Here is a 24413-nt window from a genome sequence, read left to right as displayed (position 1 = left end):
CGCGGCGGGGTCATATCCGCCGCGCCAGCGCGTCGGAAAGGACGCCCCTGAGCAGGTCGTGCGGAACCTCGTCGGCGACGAAGGCCTCCCCAATCCCGCGGGCGAGGATCAGACGCAACTTCCCGCTTACGACCTTCTTATCCTGTGCCATGAGATCGATCAGTGCGTCCGCATTCGGCAGGTCTCCCGGAATGTCGGCGATAGATCGCTTCATTCCCATATCGCTCAGATGTGCGCGAACCCGGCTCGGATCCTCTTGGGCGCAAAGCCCCATCCGTGCGGAAAGCTCGAAAGCCAGCGCCGAGCCGATAGCCACCCCTTCCCCGTGGAGAAGCCTGTCGGAATACCCCGTCGCCGATTCCAGAGCGTGACAGAACGTATGTCCGAGATTGAGCAGCGCGCGCTCTCCCTGTTCCGTTTCGTCGCGGGCGACAATTCCGGCTTTCATAAGCACCGAACGGCGCACCGCCTCCGTCCTGAGATCGACATCGCCCGCAGCGAGCTTCGGGCCATTGGTTTCAAGCCAGTGAAAAAAGTTTGCATCGCCGAGGAGGCCGTACTTCACAACCTCGCCATAGCCGGCGAGAAAGTCGCGAACCTCAAGCGTCGAGAGCACGTTGGTATCGGCCAGAACGAGTGCCGGCTGATGAAAAGCACCTATGAGGTTCTTGCCCGCGGCGGCGTTGATCCCCGTCTTGCCGCCCACGGAGCTGTCTACCTGCGCGAGAAGCGAGGTCGGGATCTGGACGAAACGCACCCCGCGCCTGAGAATCGCGGATGCGAAGCCCGCCAGATCACCGATGACCCCCCCGCCCAAAGCCACGACGACGTCCCGACGTTCGACCCGCTCTGCGAGCAGCCACTCGACAGTGCGCTGAAGTTCGGTCCATGATTTCGTGCCTTCGCCCGGCGGAAGTTCGAGCGACCTGATCTCGATGCCATCAAGACCCGCGCGCAAAGCATCAAGATGCGACGCCGCTACGTTGCTATCGGTTACGACTGCCACGCGCTGCCGCGACAGGATCGGCGCGATCATCTCCCCTGCCCGACCAAGCAGTCCCGGCGCGATCCGCACGTCGTAGGACCTTGATCCAAGATCGACTCTTACGACATCGTTCATTCTTCGGCTCCTCCGGTCCAGAGATCGTCACGCGTCTTCAGAACGCCTTCGACCTTCGCCGCCATTTGCGCGACGCTGAGACCGGCATCGGAATCGACGATCATCCCGGCTTCGGCGTAAGACGGCGCGCGCTGCTCGTTGATCTCGCGCAACGTACCGAGCGGATCGGCCGTGCGGAGAAGCGGCCGACTGCTCTTGTGCCGCACGCGCGACCACAGCAGATCGACATCCGCGCGTAACCAGACTGCGACACCGTAAGTCGCGATCGCCGCGCGATTCTCGGGCGACAGGAATGCTCCCCCACCGGTCGACAGGATCTTTCCAGGCCCATCCAGCAGCCGGCGAAGGACCTGAGCCTCCTTGCTACGAAAATAGGCCTCTCCATGCCGCTCGAAAATCTCGGCTATGCTGAGGCTCGATGCGGCGACGATCTCGGCATCCGAATCGACGAACTGCACGCCCAGCCGTTCGGCCAAAGCCGTGCCGACGGCGGTCTTTCCCGCCCCCATCATCCCTACGAGGGCCACAGTCTTCGACAAGTGCAGGCTCAAAACACCCCGTCCCGCTCATTTGTCCGCAATCGGTGCTTGAATGGCGTGAACTCGGTGGAAAGACCAGCTATAAAACCGGCAACCCGGCCGTAGATCCGGGGTGTCGAGTAGGATCCAGATGGGACAGGACGCGTGCTGAGACTCTTCAAATTCCTGATCTTTCTGGCGATCGTGGCTTTCGTCGGACTGGTCGGTTACGCCTATCTCGGCGACCTTAGCCCGGAAACCGAGATGCGCACGATTCCCGTGACCCTGGATGATCAGTAAGCTTCCGGTCCTTTCCTTGGCGACCGGATTGGCGGTCGCCGTTGCAGCGCAGGCACAGGATGCCGCTCCGCTTTCGGCGATCGACTGGCTGAGCGATTCCGTCGCGATCCCCGTCGCGCTTCCAGCGGTTCCCTCCCACCCGACCGAACCACCCGTGGCCAGCGATGCGCGCCCCGACGAAGTGACAGTCATCCCGCTCGAGGAGTTGAACGAGGATGCCGTCGGGCTTTTCCCAGCCGCCTCGCGAGGATTGCCAACGGATCTCTGGTCTGGTTCGGGGAGTGACGTCCTGGCAATCTCCCGTGCCCCGCACCTGAAGGCGACGCAGGACCTGCTGCATGACCTGTTTGCGGCCGAAGCGAAGGCCCCCGCCGGACAATCCGAAAATGCGTTTCTGCTGGCCCGGATCGACGCCCTTATCAACGTGGGCGCGCTTAGCACCGCGCGAGCCCTGCTCGACCTGTCGGGACGGGAGGAGCCGCGCAGCTTCCGTCGCTGGTTCGACATCGCACTTTTGACAGGACAGGAGAATGGGGCCTGCTCGGCGATGCGCCGTCTTCCGCAGGTCACGCCCACCTATCCCGCGCGCGTCTTCTGCCTCGCGCGCAGTGGCGATTGGCGGGCCGCGGCGCTGACCCTTGAAACGGGCACCTCGCTGGGGGTGATCGGCAAGGCCGAAGCCGAACGGCTGCGCCTCTTCCTCGATCCCGAAGCCGGACCGGCGATGCTACCGCCGCCAGCCACGCCTTCTCCCCTCGATTTCGCGATCCATGCCGCGACCGGAGAGCCGCTGCGAAGTACTGACCTTCCGATCGCGTTCGCACACGCGGATCTACGGCCGATGAACGGATGGAAAGCCAGGCTCGATGCGGGCGAACGACTGGCACGGGCCGGCGCGATACCCACTGCACGACTTTGGGACATCTACCACGAAAGCCGCCCGGCTGCGTCCGGTGGCGTCTGGGATCGGGTGGCCGCGGTACAGACGCTCGACACGGCTATCGAAGAGCAGGACGCGGATGCGATCGAAATGGCATTGCCCAAAGCCTGGGAGGCCATGAACGAAGCTGGCCTCGCGCCGCAACTCGCGGAGCGTCATGCGGCGGCGCTGAACAATCTCGGGCTCGACATGGCCGCAGACGGCGTTGCCGGAAAACTCGGGGGCCTTTTAGGCATCGCGGCTTTGAGCTGGCCCGAAACCGATCTCGGCGAAGCGATTCGGGCGGGGCTCGAGACGACAGAGATCAGCGCTTCCGATCGCGCCATGATCGACGAAGGCCGTATCGGCGAAGTGGCGCTTGCCGCGATTGCGCGGCTCGACGAAGGGGTGGAGGGCAATCTGGACGCGATCCGCGCCGGACTTTCGCTCTTGCGCGAAGCCGGACTTGAGGATCGGGCCGAAACCGCGGCGCGGGAGCTCGCGATCCTCGGGCCAGGCACGTGACCGCCGAGCGGCAGATCGCAACTTTCCTCGAGGCTCAGGCGGCCGAACTCGATGCTGCGACGAACACGCAACTCGCCTATGCACGCGATCTTCGAGATTTTGCCAACTGGCTCGCCACGAGAAAGCGGAGCTTCGCCGATGCAAGGCGCTCCGATGTGGAGGATTACCTCGTGCATTGCGACGCCCAAGGCCTCGCTGTGTCGACGCGGGCCAGACGGCTTTCGGCAATCCGGCAACTCTTCCGCTTTGCCGTCGAGGAAGGCTGGCGCAGCGATCACCCCGCGATCCAGATAAAGGGCCCCGGCCGTGCGCGCAGACTGCCAAAGACACTTTCGGTCGACGAGGTTGGGCACCTGCTCGACGCTGCACGGGGTCACGGCCGCACGGAATTCGAGAGGCAACGCAACACCTGTCTCACCGAGATCCTCTATGCCACCGGAATGCGGGTGACCGAACTGGTCTCACTTCCCGTGGCCAGCGCTCGGGGCGATCCGAGGATGCTGCTCGTGAAGGGCAAGGGCGGACGGGAACGGATGGTCCCGCTTTCGGCTCCGGCTCGCGATGCTCTGAGCGAATGGCTACGCGCCCGCGACGCGGCAGAATTGGATGCGGAAGCACGGGGTGCGCAAGGATCGAAGTTCCTCTTTCCCTCGCGCGGGCGCTCGGGTCACCTTACACGGCATCGGTTTTACGTTTTGATTAAGGAGTTTGCGGTCGCGGGCGGGATCGACCCCGCAAAGGTGACGCCACACACGCTTCGGCATGCCTTCGCCACCCACCTTCTTGCGGGTGGAGCGGATCTCATGGCGATACAGACCCTTCTGGGTCACGCGGACGTCGCAACGACCGAGATATACACCCATATCCTCGAAGCCCGTCTTCAGGAGCTGGTGCTCGATCATCATCCGCTGGCAAGACCAGCAACCTGACTTGATGAGACGCCCGCTCCATCGCATAACGATCCTGACCGCAACGAAAAGCACATCTCAATGTTCGACGCCGCCTTCTGGCTGACCTCCGCCGCGATCCTCGGACTTCTTGTCTGTTCCGGCTTTTTTTCAGGCTCTGAAACCGCACTTACCGCCGCATCGCGCGGAAAGCTCAGGGCACAGGCCGACAAGGGATCGGTCGGAGCGCAACGCGCGCTCGACATCACTGAGGACAACGAGCGGCTGATCGGCTCGGTTCTTCTCGGTAACAACCTCGTCAACATCCTCGCGACGTCGCTCGCCACCGCACTCTTCACGCGGATGCTGGGAGATGGCGGCGTGGCACTTGCCACCCTTATCATGACGTTCCTCGTGCTGATCTTCGCCGAGGTCTTGCCGAAGACCTACGCGATCACCAATGCCGAGACCGCGGCCGCCGGCGTGTCGGCACCGATCAAGATCGTTATCAAGGTCTTCGATCCCGTGGTCGCCACGGTGCGGGCGTTCGTCCGCCTGATCCTGCGCCTCTTCGGCGTGCAGACGGATCCCGACAGCCACATTCTTGCCATTCGCGAAGAGATCGAGGGTGCGCTGAACCTGGGTCATTCCGAAGGGGCCGTGGAAAAGGAGGAGCGTGACCGGATTCTCGGAGCGCTCGACCTGTCTGAACGGGCCGTGGAAGAGATCATGCTCCACCGCTCCAAGATCGAGATGGTGGATGCCGACAAGCCCGCCGGAGAGATTCTGCAGCAATGCCTCGAGAGCCCTCATACGAGGCTGCCGATCTACCGGGAGAAACACGAGAACATCCTCGGCGTGATTCATGCAAAGGATCTTCTGCGCGCGCTTTACGCCCGTCGAACCGCGAATGCGGGAGCGAGCGATCCGTTCGAGGGCTTCGAGATCACGGACGTGGCGATGGAGCCGTATTTCACGCCCGAGACGACCTCGCTCGACGAGCAGATGAAGCAGTTCCTGCGCCGCCACACGCATTTCGCGCTTGTCGTCGACGAATACGGCACGCTCCAGGGCCTGATCACGCTCGAAGACATTCTCGAAGAGATTGTGGGCGAGATTACGGACGAATTCGACCTCGATCAGGAATACCCGCTGCACAGGACCGAGGACGGCGATTACATCATCGACGGCAGCATGACGATCCGTGACCTGAACCGTGCCGCGGATTGGACCCTCCCCGATGAAGAGGCCAACACGATTGCGGGTCTCGTGATCCACGAAGCACAGTCCATTCCGACCGAAGGCCAAGTCTTCAGCTTCCACGAATTCCGTTTCGAAGTGATGGAGCGAAACGACAACCGCATCACACGGCTGAAGATCCGGCCACTCAAGTGATGGCGGTCCATCCGTATCTCGACACGCAGGGCCCCATCGCATTCGCCCATCGCGGCGCGGCGGAGAGTACGGCCGAAAACTCGTTCCAGGCTGTCGAGCGTGCGCATTCGCTTGGCTATACCCATGTCGAAACCGATGTGCAGGCGACGCGTGACGGTGTCGCCGTGCTGTTCCACGACGACACGACCGACCGGCTATTGGGGCGGAAGGGAAAGATACGCGACTTCGACTGGGCCGATCTCGAGGGGATGGAGTTGCACGGCGGAGGGGAGATCGCACGCCTGGACCAGGTGCTCCGAGCCTTTCCACGGCTTAGGTTGAACCTTGATGCCAAGACGGACGACGCGGTCAAACCCATGGGCGACGTCATCGCGGCCGCTGGCGCGCTCGACCGTGTTTGCGCCGCTTCGTTCCGCTCTGCACGCACTCAGGCGCTCAGGATGCGGTTCGGGGACCGTCTGTGCTGGTCGCCTGCGATGGGCGGCGTGGCAAAGGCATTCTTTGCGGCAAGGATGCATATGCCATTCGGGTATCCGCCCTGTCTGCAGGTGCCGACTTCGTGGAACGGGATTACGATCGTGACCGATCGGTTCGTTGCAGCAGCCCACAGGCGCGGCGCACAGGTTCATGTCTGGACCGTCGACGAGCCGGACGAAATGGAGCGTCTGCTCGATCTGGGGGTAGACGGATTGATGACGGATCGCCCGCGCGTGCTGCGCGATGTCATGCGCAGGCGAGGCTTCTGGGATCAGGCATAAAGCGCACCGAACTTCGCCTCAAGATACGCGAGAAGCGGCTCTTCGCTTGGTTCAGCCCCCGTGGCACGGGAGATAAGTTCGCGCGGTGGATAGAGGCCGCCATGACGGTGAACCCGCTCGGCCAACCAGGAAATTGCCGGGGCCGTGTTTCCTTCCGCAAGGGCGACGTCGAGATCGGGCACATCCCGTCGCAGGGCCGCGTGAAGACAACCGGCATAGACATTGCCGAGGGTGTAAGTCGGAAAATAGCCGAAAAGACCCACCGCCCAATGCACATCCTGCAGGAACCCGTTGGACGGACGATCGACCGCGACGCCAAAATCCGCTTTGAACCGCGTATTCCAGGCTTCTTCAAGGTCGGCCACGTCCAAAGTGCCACCTATCAGCGCGCGCTCCAGATCGAAGCGCAGAAGGACGTGAAGGTTGTACTGAACCTCGTCCGACTCGGTTCGGATGTAACTCCGACCAAGCCTGTTGACGGTGCAATAGAACGCATCGGCGTCGAGCCCCAGATCGCCGAAGGCCCGCTCCATCCGGCCATGGAGCCAGCCGGTGAAGGCACGACTGCGTCCAAGCTGGTTCTCGTAGATGCGGGATTGCGACTCATGCACCCCCATCGACACGCCGCCTCCGATCGGACTGAAGTGATAGGCGGGGTCTATTCCCTGTTCGTACCCCGCATGGCCCGTTTCGTGAATCGTGGAGTAGATGCAGTTGAACGGATCCGTCGGGTCGGTGCGTGTCGTGATCCGCACGTCGTCGCCGCTTCCCGAGCTGAATGGATGCACGGCCTTGTCGATGCGCCCACGCGCGAAATCGTAGCCGAAGACCTTTGCGAGCTCTCGGCCGAGTGCGATCTGCACAGTCTCATCATAGGTTCCACCGAGCAGCCCAGGCTGCCGGACGGAGCCGAATGCACGATCCCGCAGAGCGACGAGCCTCGGTCGAAGGGCCCCGAACATTGCCGAAAGATCATCGGCCGTGGCACCGGGTTCGTATTCGGCCAAAAGCGCGTCGTATGGATCGCGACCATCAGAGAGATGCAGGGCCTCCTCGCGTTTCAGCTCGACGACGCGCGCCAGAACCGGAAGAAAGTCGGCAGCATTCTCGGTCTCGCGCGCCTCGGCCCACTGCCCCTGCGCCATGCTCGTCACGCGCGCGATTTCGGCCGAAAGGCGCGCAGGCACCTTCGTGGCGCGATCGAATGCGCGTCGAACCTCGTGGAGCTGCGCCTTCTCGATGTCGGTTTCGGGTTGCGCAGCTGCAAGCCATTCTCCGATCTGCGGATCGACCCGGCGTGCGTGCAATACGTCGCTCATCGCCGCGACCTCGTCGCCCCGCTGTCGAGCCGCTCCTCGGGGCATGAAGGTCTCCTGATCCCACGAAAGCCGCGCGGCCACCTGATCGAGGGCGGCCGTTTCGCGCGCATGGGTCAGGATCGCCTCGATGGGGTTCATCGCACGTTCCCGCGGACAGATTGGCTGCGCGGATAGGCCGTCTGATACCGCGCGCGAAGGATCAGAACCCAGAGGACCACCGCCCCGAACTGGTGCAGGATCGCGAGATACCATGGCGCGGAATGCATGACCGTCACGATGCCGATGACCATCTGCAGCACCAGCATTCCGAGCACACCATGGAATGCGGCGCGGGTCTTCTTGAGGGATGATTTTCGGGCGCGAAGGAAGACGAAGATGCCGAACGCGAAGAGCAGATACCCTGCCATTCGATGCATGAACTGCACCAGACCGTCATTCTCGAAGAAATTGCGCCAGAGAGGTTCGATCGCGAAGGGCTGGGGCGGGAAGAAGCCGCCGGCCATCAATGGCCAGTCGGTATAACCGCGGCCCGCATCTATCCCCGCGACCAGCGCGCCGAGAATGATCTGGGTGAAGGCCAAACCGACGAGCCATGCCCCCAGGCCCATCAGCCGCCTCTCCCGGTTGCGTCTGGCCTGCATGAGTTCGGCTTCCGACCGACCGAGCGACAGGATCCACCACGCGAGGAGGCCGAGGATGATGAAGGCAAGTCCCAGATGCGTGGCAAGGCGATAGGAGGCGACGCTCAGCGCCTCGCCTTGCAGGCCGGAGGTTACCATCCACCAGCCGATCGCCCCCTGCAAACCGCCAAGCGCTCCGATCCCGATCATCCGACCGGTCCAGCCGGGCGGGATCTTGCGGGTGACGAGGAACCCCATGAAACCGAGCGCCCAGACCAGCCCGACGAGCCGCCCGAGCTGTCTGTGGCCCCATTCCCACCAGTAGATCGACTTGAATTCCTCAAGGGACATTCCGCGATTCATGAGCTGGTATTGCGGGATCTCGCGATAGAGATCGAATTCGGCCTGCCAGTCAGCCTCGTTCAGCGGCGGCAGTGCACCAGTGACCGGAGCCCATTCCGTGATCGAGAGGCCACTGTCGGTCAGCCGGGTAAGCCCGCCGACGGCGATCATGACGACGACCAATGCAAACAGGATCATCATCCAGATCCGTACGCCGCCACGCGCGCCGCGCGGCCGCGCATCGATCATCCCGCCTTTCGGGGTTACGGATTTGGCGGTATCGTCGACCTCCTCGAAGATCGACCGCTTCGTGCTGCTCATCTGCCTGTCTCCCTTCGCGGGGCGGAAGCTAATCGGGCCACGCGTTGCCCGCAAGTCAGCGCTGTCCGTCGCGGTGCCGCACCAATTGCCGCAACGCTCCGTGCAGAATCTGGATATCGCTTTGAAGAAGCGGCAAGCGTGACCAGAGATTGCGCAGGCTACGCTTCATGTGAGGGGCCTTGGTGGCGGGAAAGAAGAACCCGGCTTCATCCAGACGCTCCTCAAAATGTCCGGCAAGGCGGTCTATATCTTCGACGGTCGCACGATCCGTGTCGGGAACCGGAAGGCTTCCCTCACCCTCCTGCCTGCGCCATTCATATGCCACGAGGAGCACGCATTGCGCGAGATTAAGTGAGGCGAAGTCCGGATTGACCGGTACGGTCACGATTGCATTCGCCTGCGCAATATCGTCGTTCTCTAGCCCCGCGCGCTCCGGTCCGAAAAAGAAACCGACCTTTTGCCCCGAATCGAGCCTGCTCCGTGCCTCGCTTACCGCTTCTTCCGGTGTGTAGACCGGCTTGACGAGATCGCGTGGACGCGCCGTCGTCGCAAACGTGAAATGACAATCTCCCGCCGCCTCGGCGAGGCTCTTTTCCACGCGCGCATCATCGAGCACGCGCACGGCACCCGACGCCAGCGCTTCGGCCCGCGGGTTGGGCCACCCGTCGCGCGGATCGACGAGGCGCATGTCCGTCCACCCGAAATTGAGCATCGCGCGCGCGGCCGCGCCGATATTCTCGCCCATTTGCGGGCGTACGAGAATACAGGCCGGAGTTCTGGAAGTTGTCATGGAACGCCTCTTAGGCTGCACCGTCGGCGTGGTCAAACGCCGACAATCACGCTATAGCGCGCCAGATTACTTGGACCCGAAGGCCCCAAATGTCGAACGACAGACCGCAGATCTATCTCATCACGCCCCCGCAGATCGATATCGGGACGTTTCCTGAAACGCTCGCACGCTTGCTTGATGCCGAAGCGGTGGCATGCCTTCGGCTCGACCTCGCCACTCGCGACGAGGACCGGCTGATGCGGGCGGCCGATGCGCTTCGCGCCGTTACCGAGCCCCGCGACGTGGCATTGGTCATTCGCGATCAATGGGCGATTGCCGAACGGACGGGTCTCGATGGTGTGCATTTGTCCGACGGGGTGCGAAACGTGCGGGCTGCACGCAAGGCGCTCGGCACGGATGCCATCGTCGGTAGCTTCGCGGGCACGTCGCGGCACGAGGGGATGAACGCAGGCGAGGCCGGAGTGGACTACGTCACGTTCGGTCCATGTGGCGGCGCCATTTCGGCAGAAGACGCGCTGGCTCAGGACGAGCTATTCGCCTGGTGGTCAGAGGTGATCGAGATCCCGGTCGTCGCCGAAGGTGGTCTGAACGAAGAACGACTCGCAACCCTTTCCAAGATTACCGATTTTGTTTCCTTTGGAGAGGAAGTGTGGAGCGATGACGATCCGCTTGCGCGGCTTTCAGGTCTCAGTGCGAGGCTCGGCTGAGGCACTGATCGCTTTACGCACCGTTTCAGTCGCAACCTGAGCGAGCGTCTTTCGGTTCGCCATGGCGGCGACAGGCAGCGGTTCGTGATAGATGACCTCTACCTGCCCCCCAGCCTTTGCCGACAATACGTCCAACAGATGTGGTCCGAATGCCATGTCTCCCCACCAGCCGTAGAATGTCGGGGGCGCGCCGGGTGGTGCGACATAGCGCAGGGCAATCGGCTGGATCGCCATGTCATGACGAAAGTCATTTATGAAGAAAGCCGCGAATAGCGTTGATTTGAAATCCAGCACGCGGCGGCCATCCGTCGATGTCCCCTCAGGGAAGAATAGCAGCCTGTGCCCCGCGCGGAGGCGGTCCTCGAAGATCGAACGCTGCTTTTGGGCATCACGCGGATTGCGACGGATGAAAACAGTCCCTGTTGCATGAGCGAGCCAACCGATCCCGGGCCAGCTTCCGACCTCGGACTTCGATACGAAGTAAAGCGGGCCACCTGCGTTGAGCGCAAAGCAGTCGAGCCAAGACACGTGGTTCGACACCATCGCCCCCGGACCGGTCATCGGATGTCCTCGTGCAACTCGGCCGATGCCCAAGACCCAAAGCGAGATCCGGCAGACCGCGACTGTCAGATGCGGGGTCAACGGACGGTGCAACCCGTAGATTGGTCGTTCAATCAGACGGAGACTGAGGGACAGAAGAAGGCCAAGGCCAACAACGAGAACCAGAACCGGTCCGCGAAACCCGATCCGCAACCATTCCGCCGGACCGAGACGAGGACGCGGCGGAGGTGTCACTGCGTTCCATGTCATTTGCGATCCCGGGTGTAGATCGCGCTTTGCCTCGCATTGAGGCGCGCAGTATCCATGACGAGGCAGACATCAGTCGTGTTGAACGCATGGTCCACGTAAGCCCCTTCGCCTACATACCCCCCCAGACGCAGGTAGGCCTTTATCAGGGCGGGGACCTCCCGCATCGCTGCAAGGCGATCCACATGCATTTCGGGATCGCGGTCCATTGGCACGCCAAAGGGCGGCCGAGCCTTCACGCGTAGTTCCTGCGGCGCGAGAGAGTAGCGGTGCAACGCCGAAAGAGGTCTTGAGAGTGCATCCAGATTTGTCCCATGGAACGACGCCGTTCCAAACATGATCTCGACCTTGTTCTCGAGGACGTATTCCACGAGGCCTGACCAGAGCTCGAACATCGCGCCGCCACCGCGATAATTCTGATGCAGGCAAGACCGCCCGAGCTCCAGAAGCGGCCGGCCCGTCCGACGCAGCGGTTCCAGGTCGTATTCACGTTCGCTGTAGAACCCACCCGCAGCGGCCGCGCGGTCATCCGTCAGCATCCGGTAGACACCGATGACGGTGTCGCCCGGATCACGGTCAAGATCGCGCAGGATCAGGTGATCGGCAGCGGCATCATAAGCATCGACCTCCCGACGTTCGAGGTGATCGACAAGCGGCCCGTCGCCGCCGAGTTCTTCCACGAACACCGCGTAGCGCAGCCTCTGAGCTTCGGCCAGATCGTCAGGATCTTTGGCCATCGAAAGCTGGAAATTCGGCTGGATCATGTCCCTCGGAGGATCGGGGTCGCAAGGCTGCGTTCTTCGTATGCGGGACCGCTTCCGAAGACAAGACGCGGGCGGTTCAACCGCATTGACAGAAATTTAACCTTGGATTCGATACGAGTTCGGAGCCTTGGCACGTTTCAGTGCCGATCAGAACACCGGAACGAGGTCGATCTTGCTGCCGTCGATGACTACCTTGCCTTCGTGCTGGAACATTACGGTGACGATTCCCGAGATATTCGACTGCACCTGTCCGTCACCCCAATCGGGACGCGTCGGATGCCTCACGATCATACCCGGTTCGAGCAACGAGTTCATATCCGACATAGTTTCCACCTCATTCGACGAGAGACCCTGCCCATGACCGAAACAGACCCCAGGATCTGCGCCCTTCTGGGATCGCGGATCTGCCATGATCTAGTTTCACCACTTGGTGCCATCAGCAACGGTGTCGAGCTTCTTCAGATGTCGGGAATGGGAAATTCACCGGAACTCATGCTGATCACGGAAAGTGTCGAAAACGCGAATGCGCGAATCCGGCTCTTCCGCGTGGCCTTCGGCGCGGCAAGCCCGGAGCAGAGGATCGCCCGTGCCGAACTGACTGAAATCCTCCGGCCGATCGGTCAGGGTCGCAAGATCGAGATAGATTGGGCACTGCCTGCCGATATGCCTCGCGACACGGCCCGCCTTGTTCTGCTGCTTCTTCTGTGCTGCGAGACGGTGCTGCCCTTTGGCGGTCAGGTCGCCGTAGAGACCGAAGCCCAACGGATAGCCATCGTCGTCACGGCAGAGCGGCTTCGCGACCTACCCGACCTCTGGCAGCAGGCAACCGGTGAAAGCAACGAGATGCCACAAGCATCGGAGATCCACTTTCCCCTTGCCGCTCACGCCGCGGCCGAGATGGGGGCACGTATTTCGGTCATGCAGGAAGAGGGCCGGATCGCGATCTCGGCCTAGCTTCTAATCGCGCCCGTGCCTCGTACCTTGTATTTGAAGCTTGTGAGCTGCTGTGCCCCGACTGGCCCTCGTGCGTGAAGACGGCCGGTTGCGATGCCAATCTCGGCCCCCATCCCGAACTCTCCCCCATCGGCGAATTGGGTCGAGGCATTGTGCATCACGATGGCGCTATCGACTTCGTTAAGGAACCGCGCCGCCGCTTTGGCATCCTCGGTCAGGATGCAATCCGTGTGGTCAGACCCATACCGTGCGATATGAGCCAGCGCCGCATCAAGATCCTCGACCACGCGGGCCGCGACGATGTTGTCAAGATACTCGCGGCCCCAATCCTCTTCGCCAGCCGATTGGACACCGTCGATTCCGGCAAGCCGACTGTCACCCCGAACTTCAACGCCTGCATCTATCAATGCGCGGATCACCCCCTGCCCGATCGTGTCGACGACGGCTTCGTGGATCAGCAGGCATTCGACGGCACCACAGATCCCCGTTCGACGTGTCTTCGCATTCAGTACGACCTTCAGCGCCATTTCTGGATCGGCTTCCGCATCGATGTAGATATGTACGATCCCTTCGAGATGAGCGAAGACCGGCACTCTCGCCTCTCGCTGCACCAAACTGACCAGACCCTTACCACCTCGAGGGACGATGACGTCTATCGCATCCGTCATCCCCAGCATGTGCGAAACCGCCGCGCGGTCGCGCGTCGGGACCAGTTGGATCGAGTCTTTGGGCAGACCCGCTTCTTGCAATCCGTATTGCAGGCATGCGTGAATCGCGCGCGAGGAATGAAAGCTTTCCGAACCACCGCGCAGGATCACCGCGTTCCCGGACTTGAGACAAAGTGCCCCGGCATCGGCGGTCACGTTCGGGCGTGATTCATAGATGACGCCAACGACTCCGAGAGGCGTGCGTACCCGTTCGATCCCTATACCCGAAGGCATTTCCCATGAAGCAAGGACCGCTCCGACGGGATCGTCCTGCACGGCAACAGTACGAAGGCTATCTGCAATGGCGGCGATCCGTTCGGGGTCGAGCGCAAGTCGGTCGAGCATCGCCGGGCTCTGACCCTTCTCACGCGCGAACTCCATATCCTTCGCATTCGCCTCGACTATTTCTTCGGTCGCGGCGACCAATCTCGCGGCCGCCAGATCAAGCGCGCGGCACTTGGCGTCAGCCGATGCTATGGCCAGGATACCCGCCGCATCGCGCGCACGACGCCCCATATCGTCCATGATCCCATTGATATCTTCTGATGTATCCACGTCGCCCTCACAGAACCATGTCGTCGCGGTGGATCAATGCCGCGCGCCCCGGATAACCCAGCAGCGCCTCGATGTCACCGGATCGCCGACCCGCAATGGTCCGCGCTTCGGCAGCGGTGTACCGCACCAGCCCGTGACCGAGAACTGCGCCATTCGCATCGAGGATCGCCACGCTGTCGCCTCGCCCGAACGTTCCGGTAACCGATACCACACCGGCAGGCAGTAGCGATTTGCCGGAGCCCAATGCCCCGACCGCGCCATCATCCACGACGAGCTCACCCTGCGGCTTCGACGCGGCGATCCAGGCCTTGCGCGCGGCTTGCGGATCGGTATCGGCGAGGAACCACGTACAGCGCGCGCCGCGCCAGAGCTCGCGCAAGGCGTGGTCGGCCTCTCCCTTCGCGATGGCGAGCGCGCAACCTGCACCCGTTGCCGTCCGCGCCGCCATGAGCTTTGTCCGCATGCCCCCCTTCGACAGATGCGACGCCGCCTCGCCAGCCATCGCTGCGATGTCCGGCGTGATCGCCTCGACCACAGGAATATGCCGCGCCTGTGGGTCGATTTGCGGATTAGCCGTATAAAGGCCATCGACATCCGACAACAGCACGAGCTGATCTGCTCCAACCGTTACCGCGATTTGTGCCGCGAGACGGTCATTGTCGCCGAACCGGATTTCATCCGTCGCAACGGTGTCATTCTCGTTGACGATGGGCACCGCACCGTGCCGAAGCAGCGTCGCAAGAGTCGCGCGCGCGTTGAGGTATCGGCGCCGGTCGGCGCTGTCTTCGAGAGTCAGTAAAATTTGCGCCGCGGTAAGTCCATGAGGCGCGAGAGCCTCCTCATATGCCCGGGCCAGCCGAATCTGACCGACGGCGGCCGCGGCCTGCGCACGTTCGAGGGTCAGTGCGTCCGACCCCAGGTCGAGCCCACCTCGTCCGAGCGCGATCGATCCAGAGGAGACGAGGACCACGTCGACGCCACGCGACTTCAGCTCCGCGACGTCCTCGGCAAGCGCATGCAGCCAATCGCGGCGCAGCATTCCCGTCTCGCGGTCGACAAGGAGCGCCGAACCGATCTTGACGACCAGCCGCCGCGCATCGCTCAGTTCCGGCTTCAGGGGTGCCAAGGCTCGTCGCCTTCGTCGTCCTTGCGCTGTCGCAGGCGGTCTTCCGAAATCTCGCTCCGCACGGCGCGCAACACGTCAGTCAAACCTTCGCGACTGACACCCGACATAAGCATGACCGGGCCTGCGACCTCCTCGAGGGCGTCGCGCGCCGCCTGTCGCTCTTCATCGTCCAGAGCGTCGATCTTGTTGAGCGCGGTGACACGCGGCCGCGTAGCGAGGATACCGCCATATGCCTCCAGCTCGTCGATGATCGTACGGTAATCCGCCGCTACATCTTCGGAAGTGCCATCCACAAGGTGGAGAAGAACCGAGCATCTTTCGACATGGCCGAGGAACCTGTCGCCAATGCCGCGACCTTCGCTCGCCCCGGCGATGAGACCCGGAATATCCGCCATCACGAACTCCGCATCGTCGACACCCACGACGCCGAGATTTGGATGAAGCGTCGTGAACGGATAATCCGCAATCTTGGGCCTCGCGTTCGACGTTGCCGCCAGAAAGGTCGATTTCCCTGCATTCGGAAGTCCCAGGAGCCCCGCATCCGCGATGAGTTTCAACCGCAGCCAGATCGTCCGCTCCACTCCCGGCTGGCCGGGATTCGCGCGCCGGGGGGCTTGGTTGGTCGACGATTTGTACCGCAGGTTCCCCCAGCCTCCGTTTCCGCCACGGGCCAGAACGACACGCTCGCCAACTTCCGTCAGGTCGGCGATCACGCTTTCCTCGTCCTCCTCGAGGAGTTCGGTGCCGACCGGAACGCGCAGCACGATGTCGTCGCCATCCGCGCCGGTCCGCTGCTTGCCCATGCCATGCTGGCCGTTCTTTGCGAAGAAATGCTGCTGGTATCGAAAGTCGATAAGTGTGTTGAGCCCGTCCACGGCCTCGACGATAACATCGCCGCCCGCACCCCCGTCACCGCCATCCGGACCACCGAACTCAATATACTTCTCGCGTCGGAAGGAGATCGCCCCTCCGCCGCCGGCACCAGACCGGATGGAGACCTTGGCGAGATCGAGAAATTTCATGGATCTGCCCTCAAATTGCTGCGTTCCAGCCGATAGATCACCCGGGCTCCGGGCTCAAGTCGCTCGGTCGTTTCCGTCGAATTGCACCGGGTCGGAACAAAGCCGAGATCCTGAAGAAGATCACGGCCTGCCGACGCGTCAACGGGATACTCGGAAAGTACTTTCTCGAGATCGAAGCGTTCAGTCACATCGGCGAGAAACGCCGCCGCAGCCTCTCGCATCAATCCCTGACCGCGATAGGCCTCATCAATGAAAATACTGAAGTCGGTCGCACTATTATCGCTTTCTCGTCCAAGGACCATCACACCAACCAACCGTCCTGTCCGAGTAGTGATTGCAGTACCAAATCCCGGCCGCCCGCGATATCGAACGGGGTCGAGCCAAGTCCTTCCGGCCTGCCCGGTCAAAATCTGGAAAGCATTTGGTATTGCCGACACGAAGTTCGTTTTCGTCAAAAGACGGTTGATCGAATTCCGGTCGGAATCGTGCAGCTCGCGCAGCCGCAGCCGTTTGGTCGCAAGACGATAACGTCGCCGCTCTCGCCAGCGACTCCTCGATAGTCGAACCGCTTCCGATGCTACATCCTGACCGAGCGATACCGATCCGATAAGCGACGTGCCTACCCGTTCGAAACCGAGCTTGGACAGCACGCTGGCCGATCGTGCGTTCTCCGTCATGTAACCGCTGACGATCGACTTGTGTCTACGATCTTCAAAATAGGCATCAAGGACCGTATCGCCTGCTTCGGTGAGATAACCTTTCCCCCAAGCCCGACGGGCGAGCCAGTATCCGAGCTCACCGCGTGTATCTATCGCTCCACAGAGCCCCGCATCGTCTTCGATCACCCAGATCCTGCCGGGCTCACACTCGGCTATGAAGCTGCGGGCATCTCTCTCGTGGTACGGATAGGGAACCGAAACCAGCCAACGCGCGACGTCGTAATTCCCTATTTCGCGCGCGATCACCGCGGCGTCGGTCGTCTTGGGCGGCCTAAGGGTCAGGCGCTGTGTGCGGAGAAAGGGAAAGACACGCGCCATCGCCATCGCTCCTCAGTGTCAGTCCATCTTGCGCGTGTAGGTCCATGTCGGAACCCGGCCATTCCTGGCAACCGAGAAGGTTTCGGCATCGCCCAGCCATTGAAAGCCGGCATTCACCAGAACACGCGCAGAAGCGGGGTTGTCCTGAAACACTTCAGCAAACATTGTCCGGCATTCGTGAGGATTGGCATCAACCATCGCCTGAACGGCCTCGGACGCGATATGTGCACCCCATGCGTCGGGCGCGACCCAGTATCTGATATCGGACTGCCCCCGCTCGAGGCTCTTCATCCGTATCATGCCGCTTACCGGCGATCCCTTGCAGGGGGTCGCGTCAATGATCCAGATATCCTCCGTCCGTTCGGGGTCCACTGCACGCCTTACGAACGCTTCGGTCGCTCCAGGTGGCAAGGGATGTGGCACCGTTTGCGTTCCCCTCGCGATGCGCACATCGCCGCGATGCAGTTCGAGCAGGCCGGTATCGCCGATGTCGACCGGACGGATGATGAGGCGCTCGCTGCGAATGATCGGTTGATCGGTGACGACTTTCCCGGTTACGGCCTGCGAACCGCTCTGCTTCGTCGATTTCTGGATCATCTGTCTCCTCCCGAGGCCAGTGATAAAATGAAAAAGGGGCCGGTCTGGTCGACCGGCCCCTTGATGCGGAAATGTTCCGGCTTACTCGGCGGCTTCGGCCTCCGGCAGGACCGAGATGAATGTTCGGCCCTTCAGTCCCTTGTGGAACGTCACGCGACCATCAACCGTCGCGAAGATCGTATGGTCACGTCCGAGGCCGACGCCCTCACCCGGCCACCACTTGGTACCGCGCTGACGGACGATGATATTCCCGGCAATCGCTTCCTGCCCGCCGAAGAGCTTTACGCCGAGACGGCGGCCGGCTGAGTCGCGGCCGTTGCGGCTGGAACCGCCTGCTTTCTTGTGTGCCATGTCTCGTTGCCTTCCTTACTTGTCTTTTGCCTCGGAGACCCAGGCACCGACTTTGCCACGGGCACCCAGTTGATCTTCCATATAGGCGACTTCCTCGTCGCTCCATGCGGCGATCTGATCGAAATGGAACACGCCGGCCGAGTTGAGTTTCTTGACCATTGCCGGCCCCACGCCCCCAAGCGTCTTGAGATCGTCACCCTGGCCATCGCGCGGTTCGGCAATAAGATTGCCGGGTTTCGACGTCGCACCGCCTTCGGCTGCCTCGGTCTTTGAGGCGACCTTTTCGTTGGCCTCACCCTCGACGACACGCTTCTTCATTTCGGATTGTCCGGTCCGGTTGCCGACGTAATCGCCGTTGTCGGCTTCAACGCCCTTCCAACCGGCGATGCCTGCGCCCAGGGCTTCCTTGACGCCACTGTCGGCCGCGCCCGATTCCAAGATGTCGCCGATCCGCAGCAGAGTAAGCTGCTGGCGATGGCCCTTCGTGCGCTTCGAGCCGTGCTTCCGGCGACGCTTCACGAAGTGGATGACCTTGTCGCCCTTGATCTGCTCGATCACTTCGGCTTGCACACCGGCCCCTTCGACGAGCGGCGACCCGAGCGTCGTGCCCACCATCAGAACCTCGTTGAATTGCACTTTTTCGCCGGCATTCGCTGCAATTTTCTCAACCCGAAGCACATCGCCGGGTTGAACCTTGTATTGCTTGCCGCCGGTTTTCAGAACCGCGAACATGTCGTCTTCCTTTTGCTTCCGCGTCCTGTGGCCATCTCCATGGATGTTTCGGGATCACTCCCGCCTCGGACAGCGCGCCCCATACGGGACGTCATGTCATATAATCCTGAGCCCGCAATAACGCGGACCCCGGATCGGCGGGTTATCCAAGGGAAGCCCCACCCTGTCAAGCGTTGGAAACCTCAAATATCCTGCGACTGCATGAAATTTGCCGCTTGCACGCCCAATTGCCGGGATATCTCTGCGAACATCGCGTTGAACTCCGCAAACAGGGCCGAGTTCAACGCCTGACCGGCATCGCTAGCTGACAGATCGACATATGCGTCGAACTGGTCATCGTTAAGCGGTTGGTAAGCGAGTGTAAGAAACCCGTAAATCCAATCTTCCGTGTCTGCACGGATCTGCGGCTCCTGTGCCCAGATGTCGGCGATCATCTGGTCTTCGCTCATCGCGTCGGCGAGAAGACCGCCCTGAGTCATTCCTTCGTAAAACGCGAAGTTTGAATTCAGTGATCCGACAATGTTCATCTCGACGAGATCATTCGAGGCGATAAATGCATCGATCCGGCCGATCCAAGCCGTTTCCGAGGCTCGCATTTCTGCCGCGCGCTCTTCCGCCGCCTCCTCGACGTCGGCGTCTTGCATGGCGCGGCGCGCTTCGATCTCGAGATCGACTATGGTCTGCCCCGGCTCTCCGGTGAAGAACTCAGTCAACGCCTGCAGATCGTCAGACTCGATCCTCTTGTCGAACCCTGCGAGAAGTTGGCTCTCCATGCGATCCGAATCGTAGATTCCTTTGACGGCATCATTCCAAGCATCGGAACCCGATTGCGGAAACAGCTCTTCGCGAAGGTCCTCGCCATACTGAATCCCTTCTTCGCGCATCACCGCCACGACGTCGGTGAGACGAAGTGCCTCGAACAGATCACGCGATGCCTGAGAGGGCTCGGCCTGGATCGGACCCGCCGTGAGGACGACAATCGAAAAGGCAACTATCGTCTTCATTGTGCAATCGCTCCGCCGGTTCAGCCATTCTGAAAAGGTAGGACTGCGATCCATCTCTGCCAAGTCCGGATGCTGCATCGGGTTTCTCGAAAAAGACGCTTGCATGGCCCTACCGACGCGACTAAACGGCACCCCCAGACCCCCGCGGAGAGGTGCCGGAGTGGTCGAACGGGGCGGTCTCGAAAACCGTTGAGGGTGCAAGCCCTCCCAGGGTTCGAATCCCTGTCTCTCCGCCACTTATATTTGAACGATCCTGACGGAGCGGAAGTCACTACGGACTTCCCCTCGCCGGTCTGTATGACGTACAAAGCTGGCCATACTGCTGCAAGCAGCTAGTGCCGAACGATAGACGGAGCCGTTCAGGCCAAACTTCTAGACAGTATCTTTGTAACACTCAGCGCTCAGATTGACGTCCAGACGCACCGAACATTTCCCGTGCACGCTGCCGGATCAAGTTCAGCACTCGTTGCGTTGCCGGTGATGGCTTTTCCCATGCCCGCGCGACGACTCCGAAATCCGATACCCTGATATCAACAGGGATCGAAAGGGGCGTCAGACGGCTCATCAAAGCATATCTCGCGACGAAGAATTCGGCGACTGCCCGCGCGACGGGGGCGATTGCTTTAGTGTCGTGAACGAGCGCAATCGAGAACAACGTCAATGTCGTGCCGACGAAATGCTCCGGCAACGGAAGGTTACATTCCCTGAGATACGCGTCGACCGTTGCGCGCATGAGGTTGCCGCGCGGCTGCATGACCCAGTCATAATGAAGGCAATCGGCAAGCGTCAGCCCGTCTTGGCCAGCAAGGGGGTGGTCGATGCTGACGAGCAGGCTGATAGGCTCTACGGCAATCCGTTCGAAACTAAGATTCCGATGATCGGCGGAATCGATGATGCGGCCGATGTAGAAATCGAGATCGTCCGCAACCAATGCTTCTGTCAAGCGATCGGACGTTTCGATCCGGGTGGCGGCCTAAATGCGGGGAAACTGGTCGCGCATGTCCCGTAGGACCGGCAGCAACAGCTCGAGCGACGGCCCGGTCACGGATCCAATCCGGATGTGGCCCCGCGCCCCGCCCTGAAGCTCGCCTATAAGTTGGTGCGCGCGGTCTATGTGCTTCAACGTGTCGGCAGCCTGCGCGGCGAGGATGGCACCGGCCTCCGTCAGGAAGATTCCGCGTGGATGCCGTGTATAGAGCGGTGTCCCAACCAAGTCGTCCAGTTGTGACAGCAGCCGCAATGCCGCCGATTGGGTCATTCCGACATGTTGCGCCGCAGCTCCGATCTGTCCGGTTTCACGCAATGCAGCAAGAAGCCTGGACTGCAAGAATTTCAAACCCTTACGTACAAGATCATCCGGATTTATCGGCCCGCGCGCCCACATTTCGATATGACATTCTTGCTATATCACAATTAAGAATCGGAACTTGCTTGATGTGCGAACTCGACGCAAGCCTGTCCTCGCTCGTCCAAGGACGACCATAATAGAAATGCGTCGCCGACAGGCCGCGCATTCGAAGGGAGGACACAATGACTTTCACGCGACGCGCACTCGGCGCGACTGCGATGGCCGCCTTGCTGGCAAGCCCGGCATTTGCCTAGGATCTCGGCACGATCGGGATCGCTATGCCAACGAAATCTTCGGCCCGATGGATCGCCGACGGCGACAACATGGTCGCGCAGCTCCAGAAAGCCGGATACCTGACCGACCTGCAATATGCTGAGGACGACATTCCCAACCAGCTCGCCCAGATCGAGAATATGATCACGAAAGGCGTCGATGCGCTGGTGATCGCCGCGATCGACGGGACGACGCTGACGAATGCCCTCGCCAATGCGGCGGCGATGGACATTCCCGTCGTGGCCTATGACCGTTTGATCCGGGATACGGGCGACGTAAGCTATTACGCCACCTTCGACAATTTCGAGGTCGGCGTGCAGCACGCCGAAACGCTCGTCTCTGGCCTCGAGGAACGCTTCCCTGACGTGGAACCCTGGAACGTCGAACTCTTCGGCGGCAGCCCCGACGACAACAACGCGTATTTCTTCTACGACGGTGCGATGTCGATCCTGCAGCCGCTTATCGACGAAGGACGCATCGACATCGTCTCAGGTCAGATGGGAATGGACACGGTCGGCACGCTCCGTTGCGACGGATCGGTCGCGCAGGCGCGGATGGATAACCTCCTGTCGGCCAATTACACCGATGCACGCGTTCACGGGGTCCTTTCCCCCTATGACGGACTTTCGATCGGCATTCTGTCGTCGCTCAAAGGCGTAGGTTACGGATCCGGCGACATGGAGATGCCGATCGTCACCGGACAGGACGCCGAAGTGCAGTCGATCAAGTCTATCCTGAACGGCGAGCAATATTCGACGATCTTCAAGGATACGCGTGAACTCGCGAAGGTGACCGTGAGCATGCTCGACGCGCTCCTCCAAGGTGGCGAGCCCGAGATCAACGATACCGAGACTAACGACAACGGCGTCAAGGTCGTGCCATCTTACCTCCTGGAACCGGTAAAGGTCACCCGGAACAACTGGGAGGACGTCCTGATCGGCTCAGGCTACTAAACCGAGAACAGATCGAGTGATCTCCGGCGGCCGCGGTGGCGGCTGCGAACATCCCCCGACCCGCGCGGTCGGGGGCCTTCTCGAGAGCCACGAAAGGTGAGCGCGATGGCCACCATTCTTGAAATGCGCGGCATCACTAAAGAATTTCCGGGTGTGAAGGCACTCGATGACGTCAACCGTCAGGTTGCCGAGAGCGAGATCCACGCGCTCGTAGGCGAGAACGGTGCCGGAAAATCGACGCTCATGAAGGTCCTGTCGGGGGTCTATCCTTCCGGCAGCTACAAAGGGGATATCGTCTTCGACCGAGAGATCCAGCACTTCTCGTCGATCCGCGACAGCGAGAGCCGCGGGATCATCATTATCCATCAGGAACTTGCTCTCATCCCGCTATTGTCGATCGCCGAGAACATCTTTCTCGAAAACGAGCGCGCCTTCCGCGGGGTAATCGACTGACGAGAGACCGAGGCGCGCGCGGCCGATCTTCTCCGGCGTGTAGGACTAAGCGAAAGCCCTGCCACCCGCGTAGGCGATCTGGGCCTCGGCAAGCAGCAGCTCGTAGAAATCGCCGAAGCACTTTCGAAAGAAGTACGGCTTCTCATCCTCGATGAGCCGACTTCGTCGCTCAACGAACGCGACAGCGAGAAGCTTCTCTCCCTTCTGACGGAATTCCGAAAGAAGGGCGTCACTTCGATCTTAATCTCTCACAAACTCGACGAAATCAGCCGCGTCGCCGACACGATCACGGTCTTGCGCGACGGATCCGCCCTGTCCCGGCTCGATTGTTCGGGGGGCATCAGCGAGAACGACATCATTCGAGACATGGTAGGTCGCGCGCTGAACGACCGATATCCGCCCCGCACGGGCAAAGCTCCGGGCGAGATCGTGATGGAGGTCCGGAACTGGACCGTCCACCATCCGATCCATTCCGACCGCAAGGTCGTTGACAACGTGTCGTTCCACGTGCGGCGCGGGGAGGTTCTGGGGATTGCGGGACTTATGGGGGCGGGCAGGACCGAACTCGCCATGAGCCTCTTCGGCAGGTCCTACGGTTCCGACATTCGCAGCGAAGTCGAGATCGGCGGCCGGCCCGCGGATCTTTCGACCGTCCGGTCGGCAATCGACGCGGGCCTCGCCTACGCGACCAAGGATCGCAAGACCTACAGCCTGATGCTCGATAACACGATCAGGCGCAACGTGCCGCTCGCCCATCTCGACGCCATTGCCGATCATGGAGTCGTCGACGGCGGACTTGAGGCATCTGTCGCAGAACGCTACCGTAAGCGGCTCAATTTCAAGTCGAGTTCGATCGAGCAGGTGACGATCAATCTTTCCGGCGGCAACCAGCAGAAGGTCGTCCTTTCGAAATGGCTTTTCGCGACCCCGACATCCTGATCCTTGATGAGCCCTGCCGCGGGATCGACGTGGGCGCGAAGTTCGAGATCTACACCGTCATCCGCGACCTGGCGGCACAGGGCAAGGCAATCGTCGTGATCTCCTCCGAAATGCCCGAGCTACTCGGTATCACCGACCGTCTCTACGTAATGAACCAGGGTCGGTTCGTGGGTGAGATGCCCACCGCCGAGGCAAGTCAGGAAAAGATCATGGCCCGGATCGTCAAGACGGGAGACCGCGGAGCATGAGTGACGTGACAGAACAATCCAC

Annotated in this window: 25 protein-coding genes, 1 tRNA gene and 2 pseudogenes; 10 read left to right on the top strand and 18 right to left on the bottom strand. The window is 61.4% G+C overall.

Features of this window, described 5'->3' with window-relative positions:
• Positions 1–10: 10 nt before the first annotated feature.
• Both aroB and RVY76_RS04230 read right to left on the bottom strand, forming a co-directional pair.
• Positions 11–1120: a 3-dehydroquinate synthase gene (gene aroB, locus RVY76_RS04235; RefSeq protein ID WP_317376071.1), complete on the bottom strand. Its 1110-nt coding sequence runs from the start codon at positions 1118–1120 to the stop codon at positions 11–13.
• The gene (locus tag RVY76_RS04230) at positions 1117–1671 is read right to left on the bottom strand and encodes a shikimate kinase (RefSeq protein WP_317376069.1); all 555 of its coding nucleotides are present in this window, start codon (positions 1669–1671) and stop codon (positions 1117–1119) included. Before RVY76_RS04230 ends, aroB begins: the two co-directional genes overlap by 4 nt.
• A 132-nt stretch (positions 1672–1803) precedes the next feature.
• Between RVY76_RS04230 and RVY76_RS04225 the strand changes: the two genes are divergently transcribed.
• The 5 genes from RVY76_RS04225 to RVY76_RS04205 are packed head-to-tail and all read left to right on the top strand — an operon-like array spanning position 1804 to position 6422.
• Positions 1804–1938 (top strand): hypothetical protein, encoded by a 135-nt coding sequence (locus RVY76_RS04225; RefSeq protein WP_317376068.1) that lies wholly within the window; start codon positions 1804–1806, stop codon positions 1936–1938.
• Complete coding sequence (locus tag RVY76_RS04220) at positions 1928–3382, top strand: hypothetical protein (RefSeq protein WP_317376067.1); 1455 nt, start codon at positions 1928–1930, stop codon at positions 3380–3382. Before RVY76_RS04225 ends, RVY76_RS04220 begins: the two co-directional genes overlap by 11 nt.
• Positions 3379–4311: a site-specific tyrosine recombinase XerD gene (locus RVY76_RS04215; protein WP_317376065.1), complete on the top strand. Its 933-nt coding sequence runs from the start codon at positions 3379–3381 to the stop codon at positions 4309–4311. Before RVY76_RS04220 ends, RVY76_RS04215 begins: the two co-directional genes overlap by 4 nt.
• A gap of 60 nt (positions 4312–4371) precedes the next feature.
• Positions 4372–5664, top strand: coding sequence for an HlyC/CorC family transporter (locus RVY76_RS04210; RefSeq protein WP_317376063.1), 1293 nt, complete (start codon positions 4372–4374; stop codon positions 5662–5664).
• Positions 5664–6422 (top strand): glycerophosphodiester phosphodiesterase family protein, encoded by a 759-nt coding sequence (locus RVY76_RS04205; RefSeq protein ID WP_317376062.1) that lies wholly within the window; start codon positions 5664–5666, stop codon positions 6420–6422. The genes RVY76_RS04210 and RVY76_RS04205 overlap by 1 nt, the downstream gene beginning before the upstream one ends.
• Here RVY76_RS04205 and RVY76_RS04200 read toward each other — a convergent pair.
• From RVY76_RS04200 to RVY76_RS04190, 3 genes are read right to left on the bottom strand one after another with little or no spacing between them, the layout of a single operon-like run.
• On the bottom strand, positions 6413–7879 hold the full coding sequence (locus tag RVY76_RS04200) for a carboxypeptidase M32 (RefSeq protein WP_317376060.1): 1467 nt from the start codon (positions 7877–7879) through the stop codon (positions 6413–6415). The genes RVY76_RS04205 and RVY76_RS04200 overlap by 10 nt on opposite strands.
• The gene (gene ctaA, locus RVY76_RS04195) at positions 7876–9024 is read right to left on the bottom strand and encodes a heme A synthase (RefSeq protein WP_317376059.1); all 1149 of its coding nucleotides are present in this window, start codon (positions 9022–9024) and stop codon (positions 7876–7878) included. The genes RVY76_RS04200 and ctaA overlap by 4 nt, the downstream gene beginning before the upstream one ends.
• 55 nt (positions 9025–9079) lie before the next feature.
• Positions 9080–9814, bottom strand: a complete 735-nt coding sequence (locus RVY76_RS04190; protein WP_317376058.1) for an RNA methyltransferase — start codon at positions 9812–9814, stop codon at positions 9080–9082.
• Between the two features lie 89 nt (positions 9815–9903).
• Here RVY76_RS04190 and RVY76_RS04185 point away from each other — a divergent pair, with 89 nt between their 5' ends.
• Positions 9904–10521, top strand: a complete 618-nt coding sequence (locus tag RVY76_RS04185; protein WP_317376056.1) for a thiamine phosphate synthase — start codon at positions 9904–9906, stop codon at positions 10519–10521.
• Here RVY76_RS04185 and RVY76_RS04180 read toward each other — a convergent pair.
• The 3 genes from RVY76_RS04180 to RVY76_RS04170 form a co-directional block, all read right to left on the bottom strand.
• Positions 10495–11082 (bottom strand): lysophospholipid acyltransferase family protein, encoded by a 588-nt coding sequence (locus RVY76_RS04180; RefSeq protein ID WP_317376054.1) that lies wholly within the window; start codon positions 11080–11082, stop codon positions 10495–10497. The two genes, RVY76_RS04185 and RVY76_RS04180, sit on opposite strands and share 27 nt — an antisense overlap.
• 245 nt (positions 11083–11327) lie before the next feature.
• Positions 11328–12092 carry a GNAT family N-acetyltransferase gene (locus RVY76_RS04175; RefSeq protein WP_317376053.1) on the bottom strand — a complete coding sequence of 255 codons (765 nt, stop codon included), beginning with the start codon at positions 12090–12092 and terminating at the stop codon, positions 11328–11330.
• Positions 12093–12239: 147 nt separating this feature from the next.
• Positions 12240–12416 carry a DUF3553 domain-containing protein gene (locus tag RVY76_RS04170; protein WP_317376051.1) on the bottom strand — a complete coding sequence of 59 codons (177 nt, stop codon included), beginning with the start codon at positions 12414–12416 and terminating at the stop codon, positions 12240–12242.
• A gap of 33 nt (positions 12417–12449) precedes the next feature.
• On the opposite strand from RVY76_RS04170, the gene RVY76_RS04165 reads away from it, so the two are divergent.
• Positions 12450–13046, top strand: a complete 597-nt coding sequence (locus RVY76_RS04165) for a histidine phosphotransferase family protein (protein ID WP_317376049.1) — start codon at positions 12450–12452, stop codon at positions 13044–13046.
• On the opposite strand, the gene RVY76_RS04160 is transcribed toward RVY76_RS04165, so the two are convergent.
• The 8 genes from RVY76_RS04160 to RVY76_RS04125 all read right to left on the bottom strand — a co-directional run bounded on the left by RVY76_RS04160 (position 13043) and on the right by RVY76_RS04125 (position 20177).
• Positions 13043–14278, bottom strand: a complete 1236-nt coding sequence (locus tag RVY76_RS04160) for a glutamate-5-semialdehyde dehydrogenase (protein ID WP_317376047.1) — start codon at positions 14276–14278, stop codon at positions 13043–13045. The two genes, RVY76_RS04165 and RVY76_RS04160, sit on opposite strands and share 4 nt — an antisense overlap.
• Positions 14279–14315: 37 nt before the next feature.
• A complete protein-coding gene (gene proB / locus RVY76_RS04155; protein WP_317376046.1) occupies positions 14316–15434 on the bottom strand; it encodes a glutamate 5-kinase in 1119 nt (372 codons plus the stop codon).
• A complete protein-coding gene (obgE, locus tag RVY76_RS04150; RefSeq protein ID WP_317376044.1) occupies positions 15422–16456 on the bottom strand; it encodes a GTPase ObgE in 1035 nt (344 codons plus the stop codon). The genes proB and obgE overlap by 13 nt, the downstream gene beginning before the upstream one ends.
• Positions 16453–17493 carry a GNAT family N-acetyltransferase gene (locus RVY76_RS04145; RefSeq protein ID WP_317376043.1) on the bottom strand — a complete coding sequence of 347 codons (1041 nt, stop codon included), beginning with the start codon at positions 17491–17493 and terminating at the stop codon, positions 16453–16455. The genes obgE and RVY76_RS04145 overlap by 4 nt, the downstream gene beginning before the upstream one ends.
• 18 nt (positions 17494–17511) lie before the next feature.
• Positions 17512–18090, bottom strand: a complete 579-nt coding sequence (locus tag RVY76_RS04140) for a GNAT family N-acetyltransferase (RefSeq protein ID WP_317376041.1) — start codon at positions 18088–18090, stop codon at positions 17512–17514.
• A gap of 81 nt (positions 18091–18171) precedes the next feature.
• A complete protein-coding gene (rpmA, locus tag RVY76_RS04135; RefSeq protein WP_317376040.1) occupies positions 18172–18441 on the bottom strand; it encodes a 50S ribosomal protein L27 in 270 nt (89 codons plus the stop codon).
• 15 nt (positions 18442–18456) lie between these two features.
• Positions 18457–19173: a 50S ribosomal protein L21 gene (gene rplU / locus RVY76_RS04130; protein ID WP_317376038.1), complete on the bottom strand. Its 717-nt coding sequence runs from the start codon at positions 19171–19173 to the stop codon at positions 18457–18459.
• 182 nt (positions 19174–19355) lie between these two features.
• Positions 19356–20177, bottom strand: a complete 822-nt coding sequence (locus RVY76_RS04125; RefSeq protein WP_317376037.1) for a DUF2059 domain-containing protein — start codon at positions 20175–20177, stop codon at positions 19356–19358.
• A gap of 146 nt (positions 20178–20323) precedes the next feature.
• Here RVY76_RS04125 and RVY76_RS04120 point away from each other — a divergent pair.
• A tRNA-Ser gene (locus RVY76_RS04120) sits at positions 20324–20413 on the top strand.
• Between the two features lie 158 nt (positions 20414–20571).
• Here RVY76_RS04120 and RVY76_RS04115 read toward each other — a convergent pair.
• Both RVY76_RS04115 and RVY76_RS04110 read right to left on the bottom strand, forming a co-directional pair.
• Positions 20572–21138: a LysR substrate-binding domain-containing protein gene (locus RVY76_RS04115; RefSeq protein WP_317376709.1), complete on the bottom strand. Its 567-nt coding sequence runs from the start codon at positions 21136–21138 to the stop codon at positions 20572–20574.
• A gap of 12 nt (positions 21139–21150) precedes the next feature.
• Positions 21151–21561 (bottom strand): LysR family transcriptional regulator, encoded by a 411-nt coding sequence (locus RVY76_RS04110; protein ID WP_317376035.1) that lies wholly within the window; start codon positions 21559–21561, stop codon positions 21151–21153.
• A gap of 182 nt (positions 21562–21743) precedes the next feature.
• Here RVY76_RS04110 and chvE point away from each other — a divergent pair.
• Together chvE and mmsA are read left to right on the top strand one after the other, a co-directional pair.
• A pseudogene (gene chvE, locus RVY76_RS04105) lies at positions 21744–22751 on the top strand (multiple monosaccharide ABC transporter substrate-binding protein).
• Positions 22752–22856: 105 nt separating this feature from the next.
• Positions 22857–24391, top strand: a pseudogene (gene mmsA, locus RVY76_RS04100) (multiple monosaccharide ABC transporter ATP-binding protein).
• Positions 24392–24413: the final 22 nt, after the last annotated feature.

Source organism: Palleronia sp. LCG004, assembly GCF_032931615.1.
Taxonomy (GTDB): Bacteria; Pseudomonadota; Alphaproteobacteria; order Rhodobacterales; family Rhodobacteraceae; genus Palleronia.
The sequence above is the reverse complement of the archived record's forward strand: the minus strand, read 5'-3'. Positions and strand labels throughout refer to the sequence as shown.